General features: G+C 72.2%; 19 protein-coding genes. 3 read left to right on the top strand and 16 right to left on the bottom strand.

Features of this window, described 5'->3' with window-relative positions; genetic code table 11:
* Positions 1-5: 5 nt before the first annotated feature.
* From ACFV7Q_RS00535 to ACFV7Q_RS00510, 6 genes are all read right to left on the bottom strand, one after another.
* On the bottom strand, positions 6-1,862 hold the full coding sequence (locus ACFV7Q_RS00535) for an NHL domain-containing thioredoxin family protein (RefSeq protein ID WP_385421970.1): 1,857 nt from the start codon (positions 1,860-1,862) through the stop codon (positions 6-8).
* Between the two features lie 568 nt (positions 1,863-2,430).
* Positions 2,431-3,276 (bottom strand): helix-turn-helix domain-containing protein, encoded by an 846-nt coding sequence (locus ACFV7Q_RS00530; RefSeq protein ID WP_385421967.1) that lies wholly within the window; start codon positions 3,274-3,276, stop codon positions 2,431-2,433.
* 16 nt (positions 3,277-3,292) lie between these two features.
* Positions 3,293-3,787, bottom strand: a complete 495-nt coding sequence (locus ACFV7Q_RS00525; protein ID WP_385421964.1) for a DUF6879 family protein — start codon at positions 3,785-3,787, stop codon at positions 3,293-3,295.
* Positions 3,780-4,007 carry a hypothetical protein gene (locus tag ACFV7Q_RS00520; protein WP_385421962.1) on the bottom strand — a complete coding sequence of 76 codons (228 nt, stop codon included), beginning with the start codon at positions 4,005-4,007 and terminating at the stop codon, positions 3,780-3,782. The genes ACFV7Q_RS00525 and ACFV7Q_RS00520 overlap by 8 nt, the downstream gene beginning before the upstream one ends.
* 465 nt (positions 4,008-4,472) lie before the next feature.
* On the bottom strand, positions 4,473-6,023 hold the full coding sequence (locus ACFV7Q_RS00515) for a recombinase family protein (protein ID WP_385421959.1): 1,551 nt from the start codon (positions 6,021-6,023) through the stop codon (positions 4,473-4,475).
* A gap of 42 nt (positions 6,024-6,065) precedes the next feature.
* A complete protein-coding gene (locus tag ACFV7Q_RS00510) occupies positions 6,066-6,224 on the bottom strand; it encodes a hypothetical protein (protein WP_385422030.1) in 159 nt (52 codons plus the stop codon).
* 134 nt (positions 6,225-6,358) lie between these two features.
* Here ACFV7Q_RS00510 and ACFV7Q_RS00505 point away from each other — a divergent pair, with 134 nt between their 5' ends.
* Positions 6,359-6,502: a hypothetical protein gene (locus tag ACFV7Q_RS00505; RefSeq protein WP_385421956.1), complete on the top strand. Its 144-nt coding sequence runs from the start codon at positions 6,359-6,361 to the stop codon at positions 6,500-6,502.
* Here ACFV7Q_RS00505 and ACFV7Q_RS00500 read toward each other — a convergent pair.
* The 3 genes from ACFV7Q_RS00500 to ACFV7Q_RS00490 all read right to left on the bottom strand — a co-directional run bounded on the left by ACFV7Q_RS00500 (position 6,499) and on the right by ACFV7Q_RS00490 (position 8,753).
* Positions 6,499-7,023: a DUF4240 domain-containing protein gene (locus ACFV7Q_RS00500; RefSeq protein WP_385422024.1), complete on the bottom strand. Its 525-nt coding sequence runs from the start codon at positions 7,021-7,023 to the stop codon at positions 6,499-6,501. The two genes, ACFV7Q_RS00505 and ACFV7Q_RS00500, sit on opposite strands and share 4 nt — an antisense overlap.
* Before the next feature lie 40 nt (positions 7,024-7,063).
* A complete protein-coding gene (locus ACFV7Q_RS00495; RefSeq protein WP_385421954.1) occupies positions 7,064-7,873 on the bottom strand; it encodes a hypothetical protein in 810 nt (269 codons plus the stop codon).
* An 85-nt stretch (positions 7,874-7,958) separates the two neighbouring features.
* Positions 7,959-8,753, bottom strand: a complete 795-nt coding sequence (locus ACFV7Q_RS00490) for a carbon-nitrogen family hydrolase (RefSeq protein WP_385421951.1) — start codon at positions 8,751-8,753, stop codon at positions 7,959-7,961.
* Between the two features lie 148 nt (positions 8,754-8,901).
* Between ACFV7Q_RS00490 and ACFV7Q_RS00485 the strand changes: the two genes are divergently transcribed.
* A complete protein-coding gene (locus ACFV7Q_RS00485) occupies positions 8,902-9,732 on the top strand; it encodes a maleylpyruvate isomerase family mycothiol-dependent enzyme (protein WP_385421949.1) in 831 nt (276 codons plus the stop codon).
* Positions 9,733-10,007: 275 nt separating this feature from the next.
* Here ACFV7Q_RS00485 and ACFV7Q_RS00480 read toward each other — a convergent pair whose 3' ends face one another.
* Together ACFV7Q_RS00480 and ACFV7Q_RS00475 are read right to left on the bottom strand one after the other, a co-directional pair.
* On the bottom strand, positions 10,008-11,309 hold the full coding sequence (locus ACFV7Q_RS00480; RefSeq protein WP_385422021.1) for a nitrate/nitrite transporter: 1,302 nt from the start codon (positions 11,307-11,309) through the stop codon (positions 10,008-10,010).
* Positions 11,310-11,431: 122 nt separating this feature from the next.
* Entirely contained in the window at positions 11,432-11,563 is a 132-nt protein-coding gene (locus tag ACFV7Q_RS00475) for a hypothetical protein (RefSeq protein WP_385421946.1), read from the bottom strand.
* A 147-nt stretch (positions 11,564-11,710) separates the two neighbouring features.
* On the opposite strand from ACFV7Q_RS00475, the gene ACFV7Q_RS00470 reads away from it, so the two are divergent.
* Entirely contained in the window at positions 11,711-13,021 is a 1,311-nt protein-coding gene (locus ACFV7Q_RS00470; protein WP_385421942.1) for a DUF418 domain-containing protein, read from the top strand.
* On the opposite strand, the gene ACFV7Q_RS00465 is transcribed toward ACFV7Q_RS00470, so the two are convergent.
* The 5 genes from ACFV7Q_RS00465 to ACFV7Q_RS00445 form a co-directional block, all read right to left on the bottom strand.
* Positions 12,993-13,313: a hypothetical protein gene (locus tag ACFV7Q_RS00465; protein WP_385421939.1), complete on the bottom strand. Its 321-nt coding sequence runs from the start codon at positions 13,311-13,313 to the stop codon at positions 12,993-12,995. The two genes, ACFV7Q_RS00470 and ACFV7Q_RS00465, sit on opposite strands and share 29 nt — an antisense overlap.
* 22 nt (positions 13,314-13,335) lie before the next feature.
* Positions 13,336-15,246, bottom strand: a complete 1,911-nt coding sequence (locus ACFV7Q_RS00460) for a C1 family peptidase (protein WP_385421937.1) — start codon at positions 15,244-15,246, stop codon at positions 13,336-13,338.
* A gap of 156 nt (positions 15,247-15,402) precedes the next feature.
* On the bottom strand, positions 15,403-16,875 hold the full coding sequence (locus ACFV7Q_RS00455; RefSeq protein WP_385421934.1) for an MFS transporter: 1,473 nt from the start codon (positions 16,873-16,875) through the stop codon (positions 15,403-15,405).
* Positions 16,876-16,985: 110 nt separating this feature from the next.
* Complete coding sequence (locus ACFV7Q_RS00450; protein ID WP_385421932.1) at positions 16,986-17,969, bottom strand: NADPH:quinone reductase; 984 nt, start codon at positions 17,967-17,969, stop codon at positions 16,986-16,988.
* A gap of 302 nt (positions 17,970-18,271) precedes the next feature.
* Positions 18,272-18,850 (bottom strand): NADPH-dependent FMN reductase, encoded by a 579-nt coding sequence (locus ACFV7Q_RS00445; protein WP_385421929.1) that lies wholly within the window; start codon positions 18,848-18,850, stop codon positions 18,272-18,274.
* Positions 18,851-18,884: the final 34 nt, after the last annotated feature.

Raw genomic sequence — 18,884 nt, 5'->3', positions numbered from 1 at the left:
GCCCGTCAGGCGTCGAGACCGGCGAGGACCAGGGGGAGGCGGGTCGTGCCGGCCGGGGTGAGGGTCAGCGGGACGCCCCAGTCCTGCTGGTGCACGTGGCAGGCCGGGTACTCGTTGGCCGGGTCGTCGTCGCAGGACGCCGCCATCGCCGAGACGTGCAGGACGCCCTCGGCCACCTCCGGGTTGAGCTCCAGCTCCCGGAACAGGTCCGTGCCCGTGCCCTCCCCGGACAGCAGCAGCTCCGGCGGGGTCGCGGACACCAGCAGCCGCGTCGACGGCCCGTACCGGGTGTCGAGCTTCTGGCCGGTCGGCGCCTGGAAGACCACGTCGAGCCGGAGCGTGCCCGGAGCCACCTCGGTCGCGGCACGCTGGGTGCGGTGGGCGACGGCGTCCACCCGTACCGCCTCCTCCGGCAGCCGCAGCCGGGTCAGCCGGTGCCGGGCCGACTCCACCACCACGATGTCCTCACCGACGAGGACGGCGTCGCTCGGCTCCCGCAGGTCGGTGGCCAGCGTGGTGACCCCGCCGGTCGCCGGGTCGAAACGGCGCAGGGCGTGGTTGTACGTGTCGCACACCGCGACCGAGCCGTCGGGCAGGGCCGTCACCCCGAGCGGGTGCTGGAGCAGCGCCTGCGCCGCGTCGCCGTCCCGGTGCCCGAAGTCGAACAGCCCGGTCCCGACGGCGGTCCGCAGCACGTACCCGCCGGCGCCGCCGTCACCGTCGGCGGCGGGCTCGACGTAACGCAGGGCGCTGTTCTCGGAGTCGGCGATCCACAGCCGGTCCCCGGCCGCCGCGAGGCCGGACGGCTGCGCCAGCCAGGCTTCCAGTGCGGGCCCGTCGTGCAGACCCTCGTTGGTCGTGCCGGCGGCGACCTCCACGGTCCCCGTCTCCGGGTCCCACGTCCACAGCTGGTGGACGCCCGCCATGGCGATCCACACCCGTCCCCGCCACCAGGCCACGTCCCACGGCGAGGACAGGTCCACCTCCAGGGCCGGTCCGGACGTCGGCGAGCCCTGCCACCACTGCCGGCCGGTGCCGGCGACGGTCTCCACGGCCCCGGTGGCCGGGTCGAAGGTGCGCAGCGCGTGGTTGACGGTGTCGGCGACCACGACCCGCCCGTCGGGGAGCAGCGCCAGGCCCTGCGGCTCGCTGAAGGCGTCCGGCCCGAAGCCGCGCTCCCCGCTGCCGATGCGGCGTACGACGGTCTCCCCGTCCGGGGCCAGCTCCACGAGCCGGTGCCGCGTCGAGTCCGACACGAGCAGGTTCCCGGAGGGCAGGGCGAGCACCTTCCCGGGGAACCGCAGCTCGCCCGCCACCGGCTCGGGCGCCACGTACGGCCCGTCGCCGCGGCGCAGGGTGCCCTTGGCCTCGTGCTCGGCCTCCAGCTCCTCGACCAGGCGCTGGATGGCGTGCGCGTGCCCCTCGCCTGCGTGCTGGGCGACGACGTACCCCTCGGGGTCGATCACGACGAGGGTGGGCCAGGCCCGTACGGCGTACTGCTTCCAGGTGGCCAGCTCGGGGTCGTCCAGCACCGGGTGGTGCACCTCGTAGCGCTCGACGGCGTCGACGACGGCCGCGTGGTCGGCCTCGTGGACGAACTTCGGCGAGTGGACCCCGATGATCACGACGGTGTCGCGGTGCTTCTCCTCCAGCTCGCGCAGCTCGTCGAGGACGTGGAGACAGTTGATGCAGCAAAACGTCCAGAAATCTACAACAACGCACTTACCTCGCAGGTCAGCGAGGGTCAGCTCTTTGCCTCCGGTGTTCAGCCAGCCGCCCTTGCCGATCAGCTCGGGGGCACGGACACGGGCACGGCGTCGGGGCGCGGGCGCAGGGGTGGGCGCCGGGGCAGCATCGTTCATCCTTCAAGCTTGCCATCCGCGCATGAACGCCCAGTCACGCCCGTACGAAGCGCCTGCTCAGGGCATGCGCTCCACCACGGCGACTTCCGAGAACTCCCGGAGGAAGGTCATGTGCCCGGTCCGGCCGGTGTGCTGGATGCACATGTCGGTGCACACGTCCGCGTTCCCGGTCGGCTCGGAGGTCCATCGGCAGTCCGGGTTCAGGCACCGCGCGGTTGCCGTGGTCTCCGCCGGGGTGGCGGCGCATGACGTACGTCACGTACCGGAGTACGGCTGTCACGCTCATGACGACGCCCGGGTGCGGGTGGTTCCGCAGTTCCACGTTGCAGTCGCTGACCGTCGAGCCGTCACCCGCCAGGCGGGCGTCCTTGCGCTGGGCGGCCAGGGCGGAGCAGACTCCGCAGCCGGCGACCGGTGCGGGCTCCGGGTCGGACCGCAGCGGCAGCTCTACCGGAGGTTGCGCATACGTGATCGGCTTCACGGCCCCGCTCCTCATGTCGTCGTCTGACGACCACGCTAGGAACGGCACGGAGCGGGCCTCAACGAACTTGCGCGGACTTGCGCCCGATCACCCGAGAGAGTCGATGGCTGCTGTGATCAGCGCGCGGGCCGGGGCACCGTAGACGGCCAGTTCTGCCAGGTTGGCGAAGGTGCGGGCGTACATGCTGATCTCATGGGGTTGAGTGATCGTGAGGAACGCATAGACCAACTCGACGTTGACCTGTGCCTCATCGAAGACCCAGAAGTCCTCTACTGGCCACAAGGCCGTACGGTCTGCGCTCAGCGGGATCACGCCAAGGCTGACGTTCGGCAGTGTTGCCACGGAGAGGAGATGGCCGAGCTGACCGGCCATGGTGTCAGCGCCGCCAATGCGGTGGCGTAGGACGCTCTCCTCCAGGAGCACGGCGAAGCGGTGCGGCCCCGAGTACAAGATCCGCTGCTTGTCCACACGGACTTGGACGGCTGCTTCCAGGTCATCGGGCAGCTCCCGGCGGTCACGAATCGCCCTGAGAAGCGCCTCGATGTAGGCGCGCGTCTGGAAGGGGCCGGGGATCAGCCAGGACGAGTAGGCACGGAAGTTCCGAGTGCGTTCCCACAGCGGGAGGACCGACTCCTGAGCACGCCGAAGGCCGGACCGCTCCATCCGCCGCCACTCGACGTAGGCCCCGTTGATGTTGCGTGCCGTGGCGATCAGGTCGGCCAGTTGGTCCTGGGCATCGCAGTGCAGGGCCCAGACGCGCAGATCGTCGTCGGATGGCGCAGTACGACCAGTCTCGACGCGGCTGCACTTGCTCTCGTGCCAGCCGGCCCGGAAGGCAAGTTCCCGCGCCGTCAGACCCGAGTCCTTCCGGATCTCACGCAGGCGCTTGCCCAGCGCCTCCCGGGCTTGCCGGACACTCGACGATGAACTCACGTTGGGCTGCTCCGGATCAGACCGGCCGGTAGTCCTCGTGCGGCGTGGCCCGCTCCCAGACAGCCGCGAACGCGGACCTGCACATCTCCACTACAACGGGATCGGTGACCAGCTCTTCACCAGTCATCTCCCCGTTGCCGTTGAAGTGGTTGAAGAGCACCGAGGAGCCGTCGAAGATCCACAGGTCGTTGCCCGGGAGGGCGAGGGCAGAGGCCTCCCGGCGAGGGAGCCAGCGCACGGACTCACCCGCCTTGATGTTGTGGCCGCTGGTCAGCTCGTACTCGTAGCGCACATACGGGGAGATCGGCTCGGAGACGATGCGCGCCCGGCGGACGTCAACCCCCCGGGCCACGGACGCGGAGACCAGCTCGGCCCACCAAGGCCAGCGTTCCGCCGGGTCGAATCGGTTGCCCGAAGTCCACTCGGAGTAGTCCTGATCCAGGACGTAGGCGTCCCTCATCTCCAGGTGGTACGCGCTGTGCTTCGCGGCGCGGAACAGGTCCTCAAACATCGACTCCGTCGCCACCGTTCACCTCCGGGAAGAACTGCATCATGCGCCTCGGGAACTCGATGACGGTCTCATGGGCCGGGATGTCCATCTGAGCCAGCCGCTCCGCGTCCGTCACACGCCACCCTTGCAGGATGTAGCTCCCGGTCTCGTCGTCCAAGTAGACGGTAGGGGAACCGTTGTTGGGACTCTCGGGGTCCTTGCCAAGCCGGTGCAACGCCATGGTGTCCTCCGGTCGCTTGGGCGGCGATCAACATGAACGAGCTTGCGCCGGATCACGCGCGCCTGCCAGCAACTTGCACGAACTTCTACAAACCAGGGAGATGCCAAAGCCCCGCACCCGCCGCCCTGGTCAGGGTGACGAGCACGGGACTCAAGGGGTGTCCAGTGGGCTTCAGAAGGGCTTAACAGGGCCGTCCTCGCCCCCTGCCGAGGGAAATCCTCCAGGTCAGCGCGGAATAACCACCCAAAACGGAGCCGCACCCAGCGCCCGTCTTTCGAGCTGAGGCCGGGGCCGCTGCGAGGACTTCGCCTGAACTTTGCACATCCCGAGTGACGAAGTGACGGAATGACGATTACTTCTGATCCACTCATAGAAACAAAAACAATACTTCTATAAGGGGTATCCGGGTGAGAGCGTCATTCCGTCACTTCGTCACGCCTGTTCGCTGCGTGCTTGCAGTGGTGCTCAGGGAGCAGTGTCGGTGCCCGCCAGCTTCGCCCAATGGATCTGGATGCGCTGCTCGGGAATGATCCGCTGACCACGCACCCCCTTGCTCACCTCCACGCGGTCTATGGCGAGCGACAGCCGTTCGCGCCGGTCTTCGTTCGTCGCGTCCGTCCATGCCTCGCGCAGGGTGACGCCATCGAGCATCGGAGACACGTCCACGGACGGCACAGGGAGCCTGTGGAGATCACCACGAAGGCCGTCGATACGTCCCCTCAGCCGTCCTGAAAGCCGGTTGTAGCGTTCCACGGCTGCGGCGCCGCTGAACTCGCCACGCACGTAGCGTGCATCCTCCAGATCAGCCAGGCGGGCTTCCTCGTCCTGGATCTCCGCAGTGAGGGCATCGCGTTTCGCGAAGGTCTCCGGATCCACACGGTGCACCCAGCGGTCTGCGATCGCGACAAGCAGCGGGTCGTCCGGTTCGAGCGCCGGGAGCTTGGTGAGGAACTGTTCCGTCACGTACTGGTCCACCGCCTCAGCCAACGCCGACGCTCCGATGCACTGGTTGCCCGCGCGGCGGGCCATGCACTGATAGCTCCCGCCCACACGGTGCATCCGGCGACCACAGCCGGGAACCGCGCAGAAGACGAGTCCCGTGAGCAGCGCCGTCCCCTCGGGCTTCGGCCGCCGCTTTCCTGCGTGGACGAACGTTCTGGATTCCAGGGTGCGGATGATCTGTTCACGCTCTCCGACCGTGATGATCCCCTCACCGATCTCGACGGTGTCCAGCGTCTCGGGATCGCGGTATGGGAAGACCCTGCCGGTGTACTTCCGCTCGCCGTCATCCGTCTCGACGCTCTCGGTCTCCGGCATCAGGCCGGCGAACGCTGGGGAGCGAAGGAGCTGCATGATGCTGGCCGCGTTCCACTGACCACCCCTGGGCGACAGGATCTCGTACTCGTTGAGGAGTCGGGCGATCTTGACCAACGATGTCCCAGCGAGTGCTTCATCCGCGATCAGGCGGGCGTAGACGGCGTGCTCCGGGTCATGGACCAGTTTCTTGGTCTGCGCATCGATGAGTAGTCCGTACGGGGGCTGTCCGCCGATCCACTGCCCTTTGCTGCGGAGGTAGCGCTTCGCATGACCGACACGCGTGCCGAGGTTCTTCGACTCGGACCGGGCGAGCTCAGCCAGCATCGCGACGACCATGCGCGCCGAGTCGTTCGAAGTATCGAGACCGTCCAGGACTGAGACGAGGCGGCCGCCAGCCTTCTCGATGTCGTCCAGCACCTTGCCCACCTGGCCGATGCCCTTGCGGGAGAGGCGGTCCAGTTTCCAGACGATCAGCGTGCCGACGACGCCCGCTGTGACGGCCGCCAGCGCGGCGTCGAAGCCTTTGCGCTCAACGGTCTTGTAGCCGGAGCGCCCTCTGTCTATGTGGACCTTGCGGACGATCAGTCCGTTGCGTTCGGCCCAGGCACGGCAGTCGGCTTCCTGCCGTTCGATTGCGGTCTTGCCATCCCTGTCGAGGGACAGCCGGAGGTACAGATCACAGATCGTGTCTTGGTGCACACACTCAGTGTGGCGAAGAGTTCAGTGCTCTGTTGTCTATTTTCAAAAATCGAGGATCAATGTGCGACCCCGGAAGTCGGCGAGCTTCAGGTCCTTCCCGCCGGTGTTGATCCAGCCACCCTTGCCGATCAGCTCGGGGGCACGGACACGGGCACGGCGGGGCGCGGGCGCGGGAGTCTGCGCCGGGGCGGCATCGTTCATGCTTCAAGCATGCCATTCACGTATGAACGCCGGATCAACACACGTGCCCAGGGCATATCCACTCCCAGGGGTGGCGACACGGAACCGGTGTCGCCGTGCGGCTCCGGCCGCGGGGAGCGAAGGAGGCGTCCGGTATGACGGCCGCACACGGGCCCATCGACCACAGCGAGGGCATTTATCCCGAACGTGCGCCCGAGGTCGACGGGCCGCACTCGTTCGGGACGCCGGTGCGGTTGCCCGAGCCGTTCGGCCCGGAGCTCGACACCAGCGGGCTCTAGGAGGCGAACAGGGCGGTCAGGCGGGGGAGGCGGGCGGCGAGCTCGGCCGTGTCGTCGAAGTCGAAGGCCCAGGCCGGGTCCAGGGGCGGGTAGCTGATCGTGAAGGAGTCCGAGGGGAGTTCCCGGCCCGTGGCCTGCTCGTACGCGGTCCAGGCGAGGGCGAGGGCAGCCTCGTCCTCCAGTTCCGGGCCGTCCTGCGCCGCCTCGCGCACCGCGGGGTGGCCGGCGAGGGAGTCCGGGTCGGCGAGGGCCGCGGCGAAGACGGCCTCGCCCTGGGTCAGCAGCCAACCGCGGAAGTAGTCGAAGCCGTCGTCCGAGCAGCCGCCGTTGATCAGGTACGCGGCGGCCCACAGCGGGCTGCGGTACGACTCGGCGAGGAGGTCCCACAGCACCTGCTGGGCCGCGGCTATCTCGGCCGGCGGCCGCAGGGCCAGCAACTGGGCGGCACGCTCCGCCACCCCGTCCGGTGCGGCCTCCGCGCGGGCGGCCTCGATCAGGGTCCAGAAGGTCTGGTTGTCCATCTGCTCGTCCATGGGGGGAGCCTCGCACCCCCCTGTGACATCAGGCTTCGAGGAAGGAGCGGAGGGACGCGGTGAGGGCGTCCACGAAGCGGTCCTGGGCCTCGACCGGCAGCAGGTCGAGGGAGAGGTACGGGTTCAGGTCCTCCAGTTCGACCAGGAGGAGTGCGCCCGAGGGGGCGCGGCAGGCGTCCACCCGCTGGATGCCGTGGGACAGGGTGTTCCAGCTGATGAAGGACGCCGCGAAGGCGAGGTCCGCCGCCGTCGGCTCGTACGGGGCCAGCTCCCAGCGGCGGGTCGGGTCGGGGGTGTACAGGGCGTATTGGAAGGTGTCGTCGACGTAGGTGAAGGACACCTCGTACGCGAAGTCGACGCGCGGCTGGATGAGGACCTCGCCGGCGGGGCCGGACGGGTCCGGGGTGAAGGTGAGGCCGATGGAGTCCGCGCCCTGCTTGGGCTTCACCGCGTAGGTCGGGGCCTGCGGCAGCCGGTCGAGGTGCGCCGCATCGTCGACCGTGGGGATCACCGGGTAGCCGGCGGCGGTCAGGTCCAGGAGGTACTGCTTGCCCGCCATGTCGCCGCGGCCGGTGAGCGGGTTGTAGACGCGGGTTCCGGTGGCGAGGGCGGCCGCGCGGAAGGAGTCGTAGGCCTCCTGGTAGTGCAGGACGGGCCCGCTGTTGCGGACGACGACCGCGTCGAAGCCCCTCGGCATGAGGGCCTCCGCGTCCTCGGGATGGCACAGGGCCAGCTCGAAGCGGGTGCGCAGGCGCGAGGTGAGGAAGACGTCCTCGTCGCCGTAGCGGCGGCCACGGGCCGGGTAGGAGAGGTCCGTCACGTAGAGCAGCTGGGGCATGGGACGAAACCTATCCCCACGGCTTCCCCGCCCCGCCCCGGGGAGCCCGCCCCGGCGGCGGGCTCCTCCGGGCCGGCAGGGCGGGTCAGCGGGTCGGGGGGTGCATGCCCAGCACGCGGTCCTTCAGGGCGGGGAACTGTTCGCGGGTCTCGGCGACCTTCGCCGGGTCCAGCTCGACGGTGAGGACCTCCTCGCCGGGGCCCGCCTCGGCCAGGACCTCCCCCCACGGGTCCACGGCCAGGCTGTGCCCGGCCTGCTCGACCCCGGCGTGGGTGCCGGCGAGGCTGCAGGCGAGGACGTACGACTGGTCCTCGACGGCGCGCGCCCGGTTCAGCAGGGTCCAGTGCTCACGGCGGCGGGCGGGCCAGCCCGCGGCGACGACCATCGTGGTGGCCCCGACGTCGACCAGGCCGCGGAAGAGCTCGGGGAAGCGCAGGTCGTAGCAGGTGGCGATGCCGAGGGTCTGCTCCGGCAGGGCCACGGTGGTCAGGGAGTCGCCGGGGGTCATCATGACGGCCTCGCCCTGGTCGAAGCCGAAACGGTGGATCTTGCGGTAGCTCGCGGCCAACTCTCCCGCCGGGGAGATGACGAGGGCGGTGTTGTAGAGCGAGCCGTCGCCGGCGCGCTCGACGACCGAGCCGGCGTGCAGCCAGACCCCGACGTCGCTCGCCGCCTTGGACATGGCCTCGAAGGTGGGGCCGTCGAGGGGTTCGGCCTCGGTCTCGAACAGCTCGTAGGCGAAGGCGCCCACGGTCCACAGCTCGGGCAGGACGACGAGGTCCGAACCGGCCTGTTCCCGTACGAGATCGGCTGCCCGGGCCCGTCGGCGGGCCACCGACTCCCCGTCGGTCACCGCGATTTGGATCAGCGAGGCGCGCACACTACCACCATCCTGGTGTTCAAGCCGTCAACTCGGCCTACGATCGTCACACGAAAGCACTGCCGGGGTACTCACCGGCAGCGTAGTTTGGGAAACCGTCCACACGCTTCCAGACAAGGCACCGCCGAACAGCACGCGAGGGGTCCCGTTGACCGTCCATCCGCATCCCAGCCTCCAGCCCTATGCCGACGCGTGGACGCACTCCATCGAGGCGATATCCGAGCTGGTCCTCCCCCTGACGGAGGGCGAGTGGAACCGCGCCACCCCGTGCCCCGGCTGGTCGGTCCGCGACGTGGTGTCGCACATCATCGGCATCGAGACCGAGATGCTCGGGGATCCCCGGCCCATCCACACGCTGCCACGGGACCTGCGGCACGTGGTGGACGAGTTCACCCGGTACATGGAGGTCCAGGTTGACGTCCGCCGGCACCACACCGCGCCGGAGATGACCTCGGAGCTGGAGTACACGGTCATCCGGCGTGCGCGGCAGCTGCGCAACGAGAAGCGGGACCCGTCGACGATGGTGCGCGGGCCGCTCGGCAACCAGGTGACCTTGGAATTCGCGCTCCGGCTGCGGGCGTTCGACGTGTGGATCCACGAGCAGGACCTTCGGGCGGCGCTCGGCGTGCCGGGGAACTGGGACTCGCCGGGGGCGTTCGTGGCGCGGGACATCCTGCTCGCCGGGTTGCCGAAGGTGGTCGCCAAGCACGCGGGGGCGCCCGCGCACTCGACGGTGGTCATCGACGTCCACGGGCCGGTGGAGTTCCTGCGGACGGTCCGCGTGGACGGTTCGGGGCACGGGACGATCGACTCGACGCCCTCGCTCGGGCCCGCGGTGACGCTGGCGATGGACTGGCAGACGTACGTACGGCTGGCGGCGGGCCGGGTGCGCCCGCACGCGGTGGCCGACCAGGTGAAGATCGACGGCGACGCGGAGCTCGCGGCCGCGATCCTGGCGGCCTTCTCCGTCACGCCGTAGGGCCGCCGCCCCGGCCGTAGTGGCCGGGGCGGCGCCTGCGTGGGCGCCGCCGAGGACCGGGGAGGGCTGCTCCTCGTCGTCAACGATGTCTGCGCGGAGCGCACAGCCGTGGGCTCCGCCCGGCCCTAGGCTCGGCAGCACCGGCCGGTTGCCGGTGCCGCCGGTGCGGGGCGGGGAGGACGGGGGTCTGCCCCGCCCCTCCGATCGGTGTACCGGAACGCACCGCAGGGGCCGCAGGGGCGCCCGCCGCGGGCGCGTTCCACCCGCCCCCGCGGTCACGGGCCCGGGCCCGGGCCCGTACGGGCCGGGTGCGGGAGCGGGAGTCCGGCTTCGCGCTCGCGCTCCCGGACGAGGGTACGGCCGCGCAGGCGGAGGATCTGGGCCAGGCCGAGGAGCTCCACGGCGAAGACCGAGGAGAACGCGATCCGGTAGTCGCCGCCGGTGGCGTCCAGCAGCACGCCGACCGTCAGCAGGGTGGTCATGGAGGCGAGGAAGCCGCCCATGTTGGTGATGCCGGAGGCGGTGCCCTGCCGTTCGGGCGGGTTGGCGGGCCGGGCGAAGTCGAAGCCGATCATCGAGGCCGGCCCGCAGGTGCCCAGCACCACGCACAGCGTCACGAGCAGCCACCCCGGCGCCCGCTCGCCCGGGAAGATCAGGACCGCGGCCCACAGCGCGGCCGTCAGCCCGACGGTGCCCAGGGCCAGCGGGATCCGGGCGCCCTGCCTGCGGCCGATGATCTGGCCGTAGACCAGGCCGAAGGCCATGTGCGAGGCGACCACGAGGGTCAGCAGCCCGGCCGCGGTGGTCCGCGGCAGCCCCTGCGCCTCGACCAGGAAGGGCATGCCCCACAGCAGCAGGAACACCATCGCCGGGAACTGGGTGGTGAAGTGCACCCACAGGCCCAGGCGGGTGCCGGGCTCCCGCCAGGAGTCGCGGATCTGCCGGCGTACGAAGCCGCCGCCGCCCGCGGCGGGCCGGGGCGGGGGCGGCGGTTCGCAGCCCTCCGGGTGGTCCCGGAGGAACAGCACCAGCGGGACGAGCACCAGCAGGCCCGCGGCCGCACTCCCCGCGAACGCCGGGACCCAGCCGAGGCCGTGCAGGACGGGGGCGAGGACCAGGGTCGAAACCAGGTTGCCGGCCATGCCGACCAGGCCGGCCAGCTGCGCGATGAGCGGTCCGCGCCGGGCCGGGAACCATCGGGTGCCCAGCCGCAGGACGGAGATGAAGGTCATCGCGTCCCCGCAGCCCAGCAGAGCGCGGGCGGCGAGCGCCGTGCCGTACGAAGGGGCCAGCGCGAAGCCGAGTTGGCCGGTGGTGAAGAGGACCGCACCGAGGACCAGCACCCGCTTGGTGCCGAGGCGGTCCACCATCAAGCCGACGGGTATCTGCATGCCGGCGTAGACGAGCAGCTGGAGCAGGGAGAACGTCGACAGGGCGGAGGCGTTCACGTGGAAGCGGTCCGCGGCCTCCAGCCCGGCCACGCCCAGACTGGTACGGAAGATCACCGCGACGAAGTAGACGGCGACGCCGATCGACCAGACGGCCGCGGCCCGCCGCCCGCCCGGCGGATCCTGCACGTCCTGCCGGACCTGCCGGACCTGCGGGTCGTCCGTTTGCTGCGCGTCGTGCGCTTGCTGCGGGTCCTGCGGGTCCTTCGGCAGGGGGGCCTTCGCCGCCGTCCCGCGCGGCGCGGGGCCGGTCACCGGGCCGTCCCCCGGACCAGTGCGCCGGCGCGGCCCACGTGGCCCGCGCCGTCCCGGACTTCGTCCGGGAGGGCCCCGAGGGGGGTGTGCGGCAGGGCCGGGGAAGACGCGGGGGCGGGAGCGGCCATGGGCAACAGGTTAGATACATGAGGGGGGCACCCGCTCGTGCCGTCCGGGATGCGGACCGCCGCGCCGTCCGCTGCATCGAAGGATGTACACCGGCTTCGTCCGCCCGCAGGACGAGACGGCCCGTACGCGCCGGGACGCTGAAACGCATGGCCCTCAACACCCGCCCCGACCCTCCCGACCCCCGGGAGACCGCCACCCGGCAGGCGACCGCGGCCCCGACCGCATCCACGCCCGAGGCCCCGGCGACCGCCGCGACATCCACCACGGGCACGGCCACGCGCCCGCGCCCGCGCCCGGCCACGGTCGGGGACCGGATCCCGCTCCTCGACGTCCTGCGCGGTGCCGCCGTCCTCGGCACGCTCATGACCAACGTCTGGATCTTCACCTCGCCCGGCTCCGAGTGGAGCGTCCTCCAGGGGCGCCTGGACCTGCCCGATCCGGTTGCCGAGCCGGGCCCGGCCACCATCGCCGAGTTCGTCTTCCGCTTCCTCGCCGACGGCAAGTTCCTGTCCTTGCTGACCATCCTGTTCGGCGTGGGGCTGGCCATCCAGTTCGACTCCGCTGCGCGCCGCGGACAGCCCTGGCCCGGCCGCTACCCCCGCCGGGCGGCGTTCCTCTTCCTGGAGGGGACCGTCCACTTCCTCCTGGTCTTCGCCTGGGACGTGCTCATGGGGTACGCGGTCACCGCCCTGCTGGTGGCGTGGCTGCTGGCCCGCTCCGAGCGGGTGCGGCGCGCGGCCCTGTGGACGGCCGCGAGCGTGCACCTTGCCCTCGTCGGCCTGGTGACCCTCGGCGACCTCGTCGGGCCCGACGACGGGTCCGGGGTCCCGGACCCGGACGCCGTCCGCCTCTACGCCGACGGCAGTTGGGCCGCCCAGATCCTCTTCCGCCTCGACCACGCCCTCGTCCTGCGCATCGAGCCCGTCTTCTCCTTCGGACTGCTGGTCTTCCTCTTCCTGCTCGGCGTACGCCTCCACCGGGCGGGCGCCTTCGCCCCGACCGGTGCCGGGCGCCGGATCCGGGCCCGGATGGCCGGCTGGGGCCTGGGCGTCGGCCTGCCGCTCGGCACCGCGGCCGCGCTCGGCGGCTCCGACTTCTTCGTGCTCGGCCGCTACGTGGTCGCCCCGCTCGTCGCCGTCGGCTACATCGGCCTGATCGGCTGGGCCCTGGACCGCCATCTGCTGCCCGGGGCCGCCGCCCTCGGGAACGTCGGCCGCACCGCCCTGTCCGCCTACGTCGGCCAGAACCTCCTGTGCGTGCTGCTCTGCTACGGCGTCGGCCTGGGCCTCACCGAGCGGTTCGCCGGGTCCGGCCCCTGGTGGGTGATGGGCCTGTGGGCGGCCGTGTCGCTGGCCCTGGCCGCCGGGTCGTGGCTGTGGCTGCGCCGCTTCGACCGCGGCCCGCTGGAGTCCGTACAGCACTGGGCGCTCACGCCCCGCCGGGCCGCCCGGCGGTGACCTCCACCTCCAGGACGAGCTCGTCGTACGGGGCCTCCTGCGGGTAGGGCGGGCGGATCTGCGCGAAGCGGATCCGGGCCCGCCCGCCCGCGCAGGTCCCCCGCACCCTGTAGACCAGCTCCGGCGCGGTGCCCGGCGGCAGCGCCGCGGGCGGGCTCGGGGCCGCGTCCACCGCGACGGCGTCCGCGTCGCCCGTGACCTGCCAGGTCCACACGTAGCCGCGGGCCCCGCGCCCGGCGAGCCGCACCTCGTACGACTCGCCCGCACCCAGGACCAGCCTGCGCACCTCCACCCGTGGCCGCCTCCCTCCCGGTTCAGGCGGGGCCGATCACCGGCCCCTCGTGCCAGCCCGCGCCGTCCCGCCAGTAGTGCTGGAGCCGCCGGTCGGTGCGCAGGACGACGACCTCCAGGTTGAACCCGAAGCTGCCCTGCAGCATCCCGGTGACGGCCACGACGTCGTGCCCGAACTCGGCGCTGCGCCGCCAGGCCCCGCCGGCCGCGTTGCCCCGCCACCAGTGCTCGACGCGCCCGCCGGCCACGGCCACGCAGAGCTCGTAGTTCCCGGCGGTGTCCTCGTCGGCGGCCCCGAACTGCCCCTCGATCAGGCAGGGCGCCGAGGTGACCGCGTTGCCGAAGACTTCCCCGGGGCGCCAGACGAAGCCGTTCTGGTCGTCGCGCCACCACAGCTGCATCCGGCCGTCCGTACGGGTGGCGACGAGGTCGAGGTGGCGGCTGCGGGTCTGCACCAGGGCGGGCCCGAAGTGGGCGATGCCGGAGGCGAAACGGCCGCCGTCGTTCCAGGTCCAGGGCGCTCCGTTGATCCGCCACCAGTGGCCCAGGCGGCCGTCGGCGGTGCGCACGACGACTTCGAAGTTGCCCGGCTTGCCGTAGTCGCTCTGGATGAACGCGGGCGTGGAGCCGACGGCCGCGTCGCCCGGGCCGAAGGCGCCGCCGTCGCGCCAGGTGCCCGCGGACTGCTCGAAGTACCAGTGGCGCAGCCGGCCGCCGGTGGTCACGTGCACGGACTCCATGTTGCGGTTGTAGGTGGTGCCGGTGAAGGCGGGCTGGCCGGAGGCGTCGGCGGCGAAGACGGCGGCACGGGCCCACGGGAAGGGGGCGTCGCCCTCGCGCCACCAGTGCTGGAGGCGGCCGCCGGCGGTCGTGGCGAGCATCTCGAAGTTGCGGTGGGCGCGGCCGTTGCCGCTTTCGTACACGTTGCCGGAGTGCAGGCGGCGCCTGGTCCACGGGTCGACGTTCGTGCCGCGCAGCCCGCACTTGGCCCAGTGGTCGATGCGGACCTCGCCGTAGGCGATCCGGCCGTGGCCGCCGACGTGGTAACCGGTGCCCCAGGAGTTCTTGAACAGCCAGCAGCCGGCGGCGTCGTCGTAGCCGGTGATCAGAACGCAGTGGCCGCCGGCGAAACGGTCGCTGGTGCGGTGGTAGACCCCGGAGCCGAGGCCGAAGAAGTCGTCGTACACGTCGAAGCAGGCGGTGAGCGGGCCGACGGTGTCGAGCCAGACCTTCTGCTGCTCCACGTCGCCGAGGCGGACGTAGTCCCCGATCCGGACGGTCCGGCCGGACCGGTCCCAGCTGGGGGTGTACTCGGCGCGCCAGGCGTCGCGGCGGTCGGCGGGCACGGACGCCGGGGGCGGGGAGTACGGCCAACAGTCCGGGTCGGCGAGCCCGCCGTTGGCCCGGATCCAGTCGAGGGCCGTCTCGGGGTTGGAGCCCTGGCCGCAGGTGAAGCGCAGCCCGTCGTGCACGTCGCCCTCGGAGCGCTCCGCCCACACGCCGTGCTCGATCCGGGCCATCGACTCCACCAGGCCGGCGGCGCCGAACGCCCAGCAGGAGCCGCACGGGTTCTGGTCCTTGACCTTGGTGATCCAGGGCGATCCCCAACGGTTGCGCCAGTCGACGGCGGCGGGCCGGGGGGTGCCGGACGGGCCGGCCGCGGCGGCGGGCGTCCCGGGCAGCAGGCCGTGTGCGGCGCGGCGGCGGGTCAGGTGCGGGTTGCCGCTCGGGCGGCCGAGGAGGGCGCGCAGGTCGACGGTCCCGGCGTCCGCGGCGGTCGTCAGGTTCGCCCCCGGCTCCAGGCCGAGCGCGGGGCGCGGCACGGCCGCGTCGTCGGCGAGGTGCTCCGTCACCGACCAGCGCGCGCCCTGCTCCGCGAGCTGCGCGCGCAGCTCTCCCGCCGTCTGTACGGACTCGACTGACTGCTCCGGCATGGCGGCCCCCCAGCTGCAACCGTGTGGATCGGGACCGCGGGAGCGTCCACCTGGCACGGCGGGGCGTCAAGGGGGTCCGGACGGTCGCGCGGTCGCACGGGGGTCGTACCGCGGTACGGGTGCCGGACCCCGTGCCCCCCACCCCGGCCCGCTCGGTCAGGCCGGGGTGGAGGAGCGCTGCGGCTGGCGTTCGGCGGCCGGCTCGGCGGTTCGGGTCCGGCGGTTCGGGGAGAGCCCGTACCCGGCGAGGGCGACGGCCAGCACGAAGACCGCGCAGGCCGCCTCGAAGGCGAAGGCGTAGCCGCCCGTTGCCGCGTGCGGGTCGCCGGCGGCGAGCAGCGTGGCCGTACGGGCGTCGGCGGCCGAGCTGATCAGGGCGAGGCTGACGGTCGGCCCGGCCAGGATCGCCGTGTTGACCACCGCCCCGGCGAGGGCGGACTGCCCCTCCCCGACACCGGCGACCGCACCCACGACCGCGGCGGACATCAGCGCGCCGTTCCCGGCCGACAGGACGACCAGGCCCGCCAGCACCGGCACCGGCGCATCGGTGCGGAGCCCGACGGCGCCGATGAGGAACAGGCCGCAGGCGATGACGGCCAGCCCGCCCACGGCGACCGCGCGCACCCCGTGACGGGCGACGATCCGCCCGGCGACGAACCCGATGCCGAGGAGGACCGCGCTGTACGGGACGAAGGCCAGGGCGTTCTCCAGCGCCGAGTAGCCGCGTAGCTGCTGCAGGTAGAGGGCGAGCAGGAAGGCGGTTCCCGCGCCGATGGCGGGGCCGAGCAGCGCGCACACCAGGGCGGTGGCCCGGTAGCGGGAGGCGAGGAAGCCGGGCGGCAGCAGCGGCGCGGACACCCGCCGCTGGGCGGCGGCGAAGGCGGCGAGCAGTACGGCGCCGAGGGCCAACGGGCCGAGGACCGCGGTGGCGGCCCAGCCGTGCGGGCCGACCATGACGAAGCCGTAGCCGAGGGTGGACAGGGCCGAGGTGCCGAGCACGGCGCCCAGCAGGTCGACGGGGACGCGCACGGGCGCGGGCGTCGGCACGGCCGGCAGGGCGCGGGCGGTGCAGGCCAGGGCGGCGACGGCCGCGGCGGCGAGGGCGCCGAAGCACCACCGCCAGTTCGCCCAGGTCGACAGCGCCCCGCTGGCCACGATGCCGACGGCGGCTCCGAGGCTGCTCAGCAGCCCCCAGCGGGCGAGGGCGAGGGCCCGGGCCCGGCCCTCGGGGAAGACGGCCCGGAGCAGGGCCAGTGCCGCCGGGGCCGCGAGGGCCGCACCACAGCCCTGGAGGAAGCGGGCGGCGAGCACGGTGTGGGAGGCGGGGGCCAGGGCCGCGGCCAGCGAGGCCGCGGCGAAGAGGGCGGTTCCCCAGGAGAAGGAACGAAGCCGGCCGAAGCGGTCGGTGAGGCGGCCACCGAGGAGCAGGAGTCCGCTGAACGAAATCCCGTACGCGGCGCTGGCCAGGATGAGGTCGATGCGGCTGAGGCCGAGTTCGCGTTGCATGGCCGGACCGGCGGCGAAGGTCACCGACACCGAGGCGTTCAGCAGGAGCTGTACGGTGCCGAGGAGGGCGAAGCTGACCCAGGGTTTCCGCGGTTCGGCCGAGGTCTCCGGGAAATCGTCCATGCGGGGAGTCTGGCAGTCACCGAGAGGGTGCCGCGGCGGGTGTCCGCCAGTCCGTCAGGTCGGCGGGGAGCGCGGTGCGTGCGGGCTGCGCGGCCCCGACGGCCCGGCGCTCAGGACTCCTTGGGCAGCAGGACGACGCGGCTGCCGTGCAGTTCGCCGGCCTCGATGCGTTGGTGGGTGCGTGCGGCGTCGGACAAGGGGGCCCGTTCGACGGAACGGGCGCGCAGCCGGCCGTTCGCCATCAGGCGGTTGATCGCGACGGCTGCCTCGGCGAGTTCGGCGGTGGTGGCGTGCGAGATGACGAAGCCGACGACCGCGCCGTCCTTCATGTAGAGCGGGCCGGCGGGCAGTACCGGCCGGGAGCGGGCGCCGGCCAGGAGGACGATGCGTCCGCGTGGGGCCAGGACCTCGACCGCGGTGGTGAGGTCGTTCGTGCCGGAGGTGTCGATGTGGACGTCGATCCCCTGCGGGGCGGCCTCGCGGATCCGCTCCCCGAGCGCGGGGTCCTCGTAGTCGAGGACCTCGGCCGCACCGAGGGAACGGCAGTACTCGGCGTCGCGGGCGGCGGCGGTGGCGAGGACCCGTGCTCCGGCCTCGACGGCCATGGTGACCAGGGCACCGCCCACGTTCCCGGCGGCGCCGGCGACGAGGACGGTCTCGCCGGGGCGGACCCGGCCGTGGGTGAACAGGGCGAGGTAGGCGGTGCCGGCGGGATGCACGACGGCGACGGCTTCGGCCGCGTCCACGCCGGGCGGCAGGTGGTAGAGCCGGTCGACGGGGACGACGGCCTGCTCGGCGGCGGCGCCCTGGCGGCCGCCGTGACCGAGGCTGTTGCACCAGACGCGGTCGCCGACGGCGAACCCGGGGGCACCGGGGCCGGCGGAGACGACGGTGCCCACGAGGTCACGGCTGACGGCGAACGGGAACTCGACGGGGGTGCGGAAGAGTCCGGACCGCACGAAGGTGTCCACCGGGTTCACGGACACCGCCTCGACCTCGACGAGGACGTCCGTGGGACCGGGGACCGGAGGGGCCATCTCGCCGTAGCGGATGTTCTCGGCGGGACCCAGTTCTTCGATGAAGGCTGCACGCATGGGCCGATCCTCGCAAGGGGCCGCGGGGACGGCGCACCCCTCCGTGCAGGCTTCGTCACCTCCACGCGGGCCGGGGCGGATCAGGACCGGGACGCACCGAAGGGCCGCCACGGGGGGGTGGGCGGCCCTTCGGAGAGGGGGACGGCGGGAGCGGGTCACTCCCGACCGTCGGGTGGAGCGTGGGGGGTGGGGTGTGGCGGACGTGTCGGGTGTATCGGATGTGGCAGGCGTGGGGGGGGGTGGGGTGTGGGGGGTGTGGGGGGTGTGGTGCGTTGGGGCGTCAGGCAGGGTGAACGGTCGGGTCAGACGGTGCCGTTGGCCAGGGCTCGGGTCTCGCGGATCTTCGTGCCGAGCGCGTCGAGCAGCTGCTGGAGGATCTCGACGGCCGTTTCGTCCGTCAGGTTGCCGGCCTCGTCGAAGCGCTCGTGGGCGCGGAAGATCTGCAGCTCGGGCTTGCCGACGACCCTGGAGTCCGTCCACAGGAACGTCTGGCGCAGGGCCAGCTGCGCGCGGACGGTGCCGAAGTTGGTCGGGGCGGCGCCGGCGATCGCGATCGGCTTCCCGGTCAGGGAGGAGTCGAAGGCCGGACGGCTCGCCCAGTCCAGGGCGTTCTTCAGGACACCCGGGATCCCGTAGTTGTACTCGGGGGTGGCGATGAAGATCCCGTCGGCCTCGATGATGCGGCGGCGCAGGTCGGCGACGGCGGCCGGGGCCGGGTCGACGTCCAGGTCCTCGTCGTAGAGCGGGATGTCGCGCAAGCCCTCGTAGATCTCGATGTTCAGGTCGCCGGGGGCGTACTTCTGCGCGGCGCGGACGAGGGCGCTGTTGAACGAGCCGCTGCGCAGGCTGCCGGAAATGGCGAGGATCTTGAGCTCGGGCATGAACTGTCCTTCCGCAAAGGTGACATGCGCAGCG

Origin of the sequence: Streptomyces sp. NPDC059851 (assembly GCF_042732005.1) — a bacterium.
GTDB lineage: Bacteria > Actinomycetota > Actinomycetes > Streptomycetales > Streptomycetaceae > Streptomyces.
Note: the sequence above shows the minus strand (reverse complement) of the source record. Positions and strands in the feature narration are given on the sequence as shown.

What these genes read in the sequence shown, in the direction of transcription:
- ACFV7Q_RS00535 (WP_385421970.1), bottom strand. Translation starts at nt 1,862, where the DNA reads ATGAACGATGCTGCCCCGGCGCCCACCCCTGCGCCCGCGCCCCGACGC.
- ACFV7Q_RS00525 (WP_385421964.1), bottom strand. Translation starts at nt 3,787, where the DNA reads ATGTTTGAGGACCTGTTCCGCGCCGCGAAGCACAGCGCGTACCACCTG.
- ACFV7Q_RS00520 (WP_385421962.1), bottom strand. Translation starts at nt 4,007, where the DNA reads ATGGCGTTGCACCGGCTTGGCAAGGACCCCGAGAGTCCCAACAACGGT.
- ACFV7Q_RS00510 (WP_385422030.1), bottom strand. Translation starts at nt 6,224, where the DNA reads ATGAACGATGCCGCCCCGGCGCAGACTCCCGCGCCCGCGCCCCGCCGT.
- ACFV7Q_RS00505 (WP_385421956.1), top strand. Translation starts at nt 6,359, where the DNA reads ATGACGGCCGCACACGGGCCCATCGACCACAGCGAGGGCATTTATCCC.
- ACFV7Q_RS00500 (WP_385422024.1), bottom strand. Translation starts at nt 7,023, where the DNA reads ATGGACAACCAGACCTTCTGGACCCTGATCGAGGCCGCCCGCGCGGAG.
- ACFV7Q_RS00495 (WP_385421954.1), bottom strand. Translation starts at nt 7,873, where the DNA reads ATGCCCCAGCTGCTCTACGTGACGGACCTCTCCTACCCGGCCCGTGGC.
- ACFV7Q_RS00475 (WP_385421946.1), bottom strand. Translation starts at nt 11,563, where the DNA reads ATGGCCGCTCCCGCCCCCGCGTCTTCCCCGGCCCTGCCGCACACCCCC.
- ACFV7Q_RS00470 (WP_385421942.1), top strand. Translation starts at nt 11,711, where the DNA reads ATGGCCCTCAACACCCGCCCCGACCCTCCCGACCCCCGGGAGACCGCC.
- ACFV7Q_RS00460 (WP_385421937.1), bottom strand. Translation starts at nt 15,246, where the DNA reads ATGCCGGAGCAGTCAGTCGAGTCCGTACAGACGGCGGGAGAGCTGCGC.
- ACFV7Q_RS00455 (WP_385421934.1), bottom strand. Translation starts at nt 16,875, where the DNA reads ATGGACGATTTCCCGGAGACCTCGGCCGAACCGCGGAAACCCTGGGTC.
- ACFV7Q_RS00450 (WP_385421932.1), bottom strand. Translation starts at nt 17,969, where the DNA reads ATGCGTGCAGCCTTCATCGAAGAACTGGGTCCCGCCGAGAACATCCGC.
- ACFV7Q_RS00445 (WP_385421929.1), bottom strand. Translation starts at nt 18,850, where the DNA reads ATGCCCGAGCTCAAGATCCTCGCCATTTCCGGCAGCCTGCGCAGCGGC.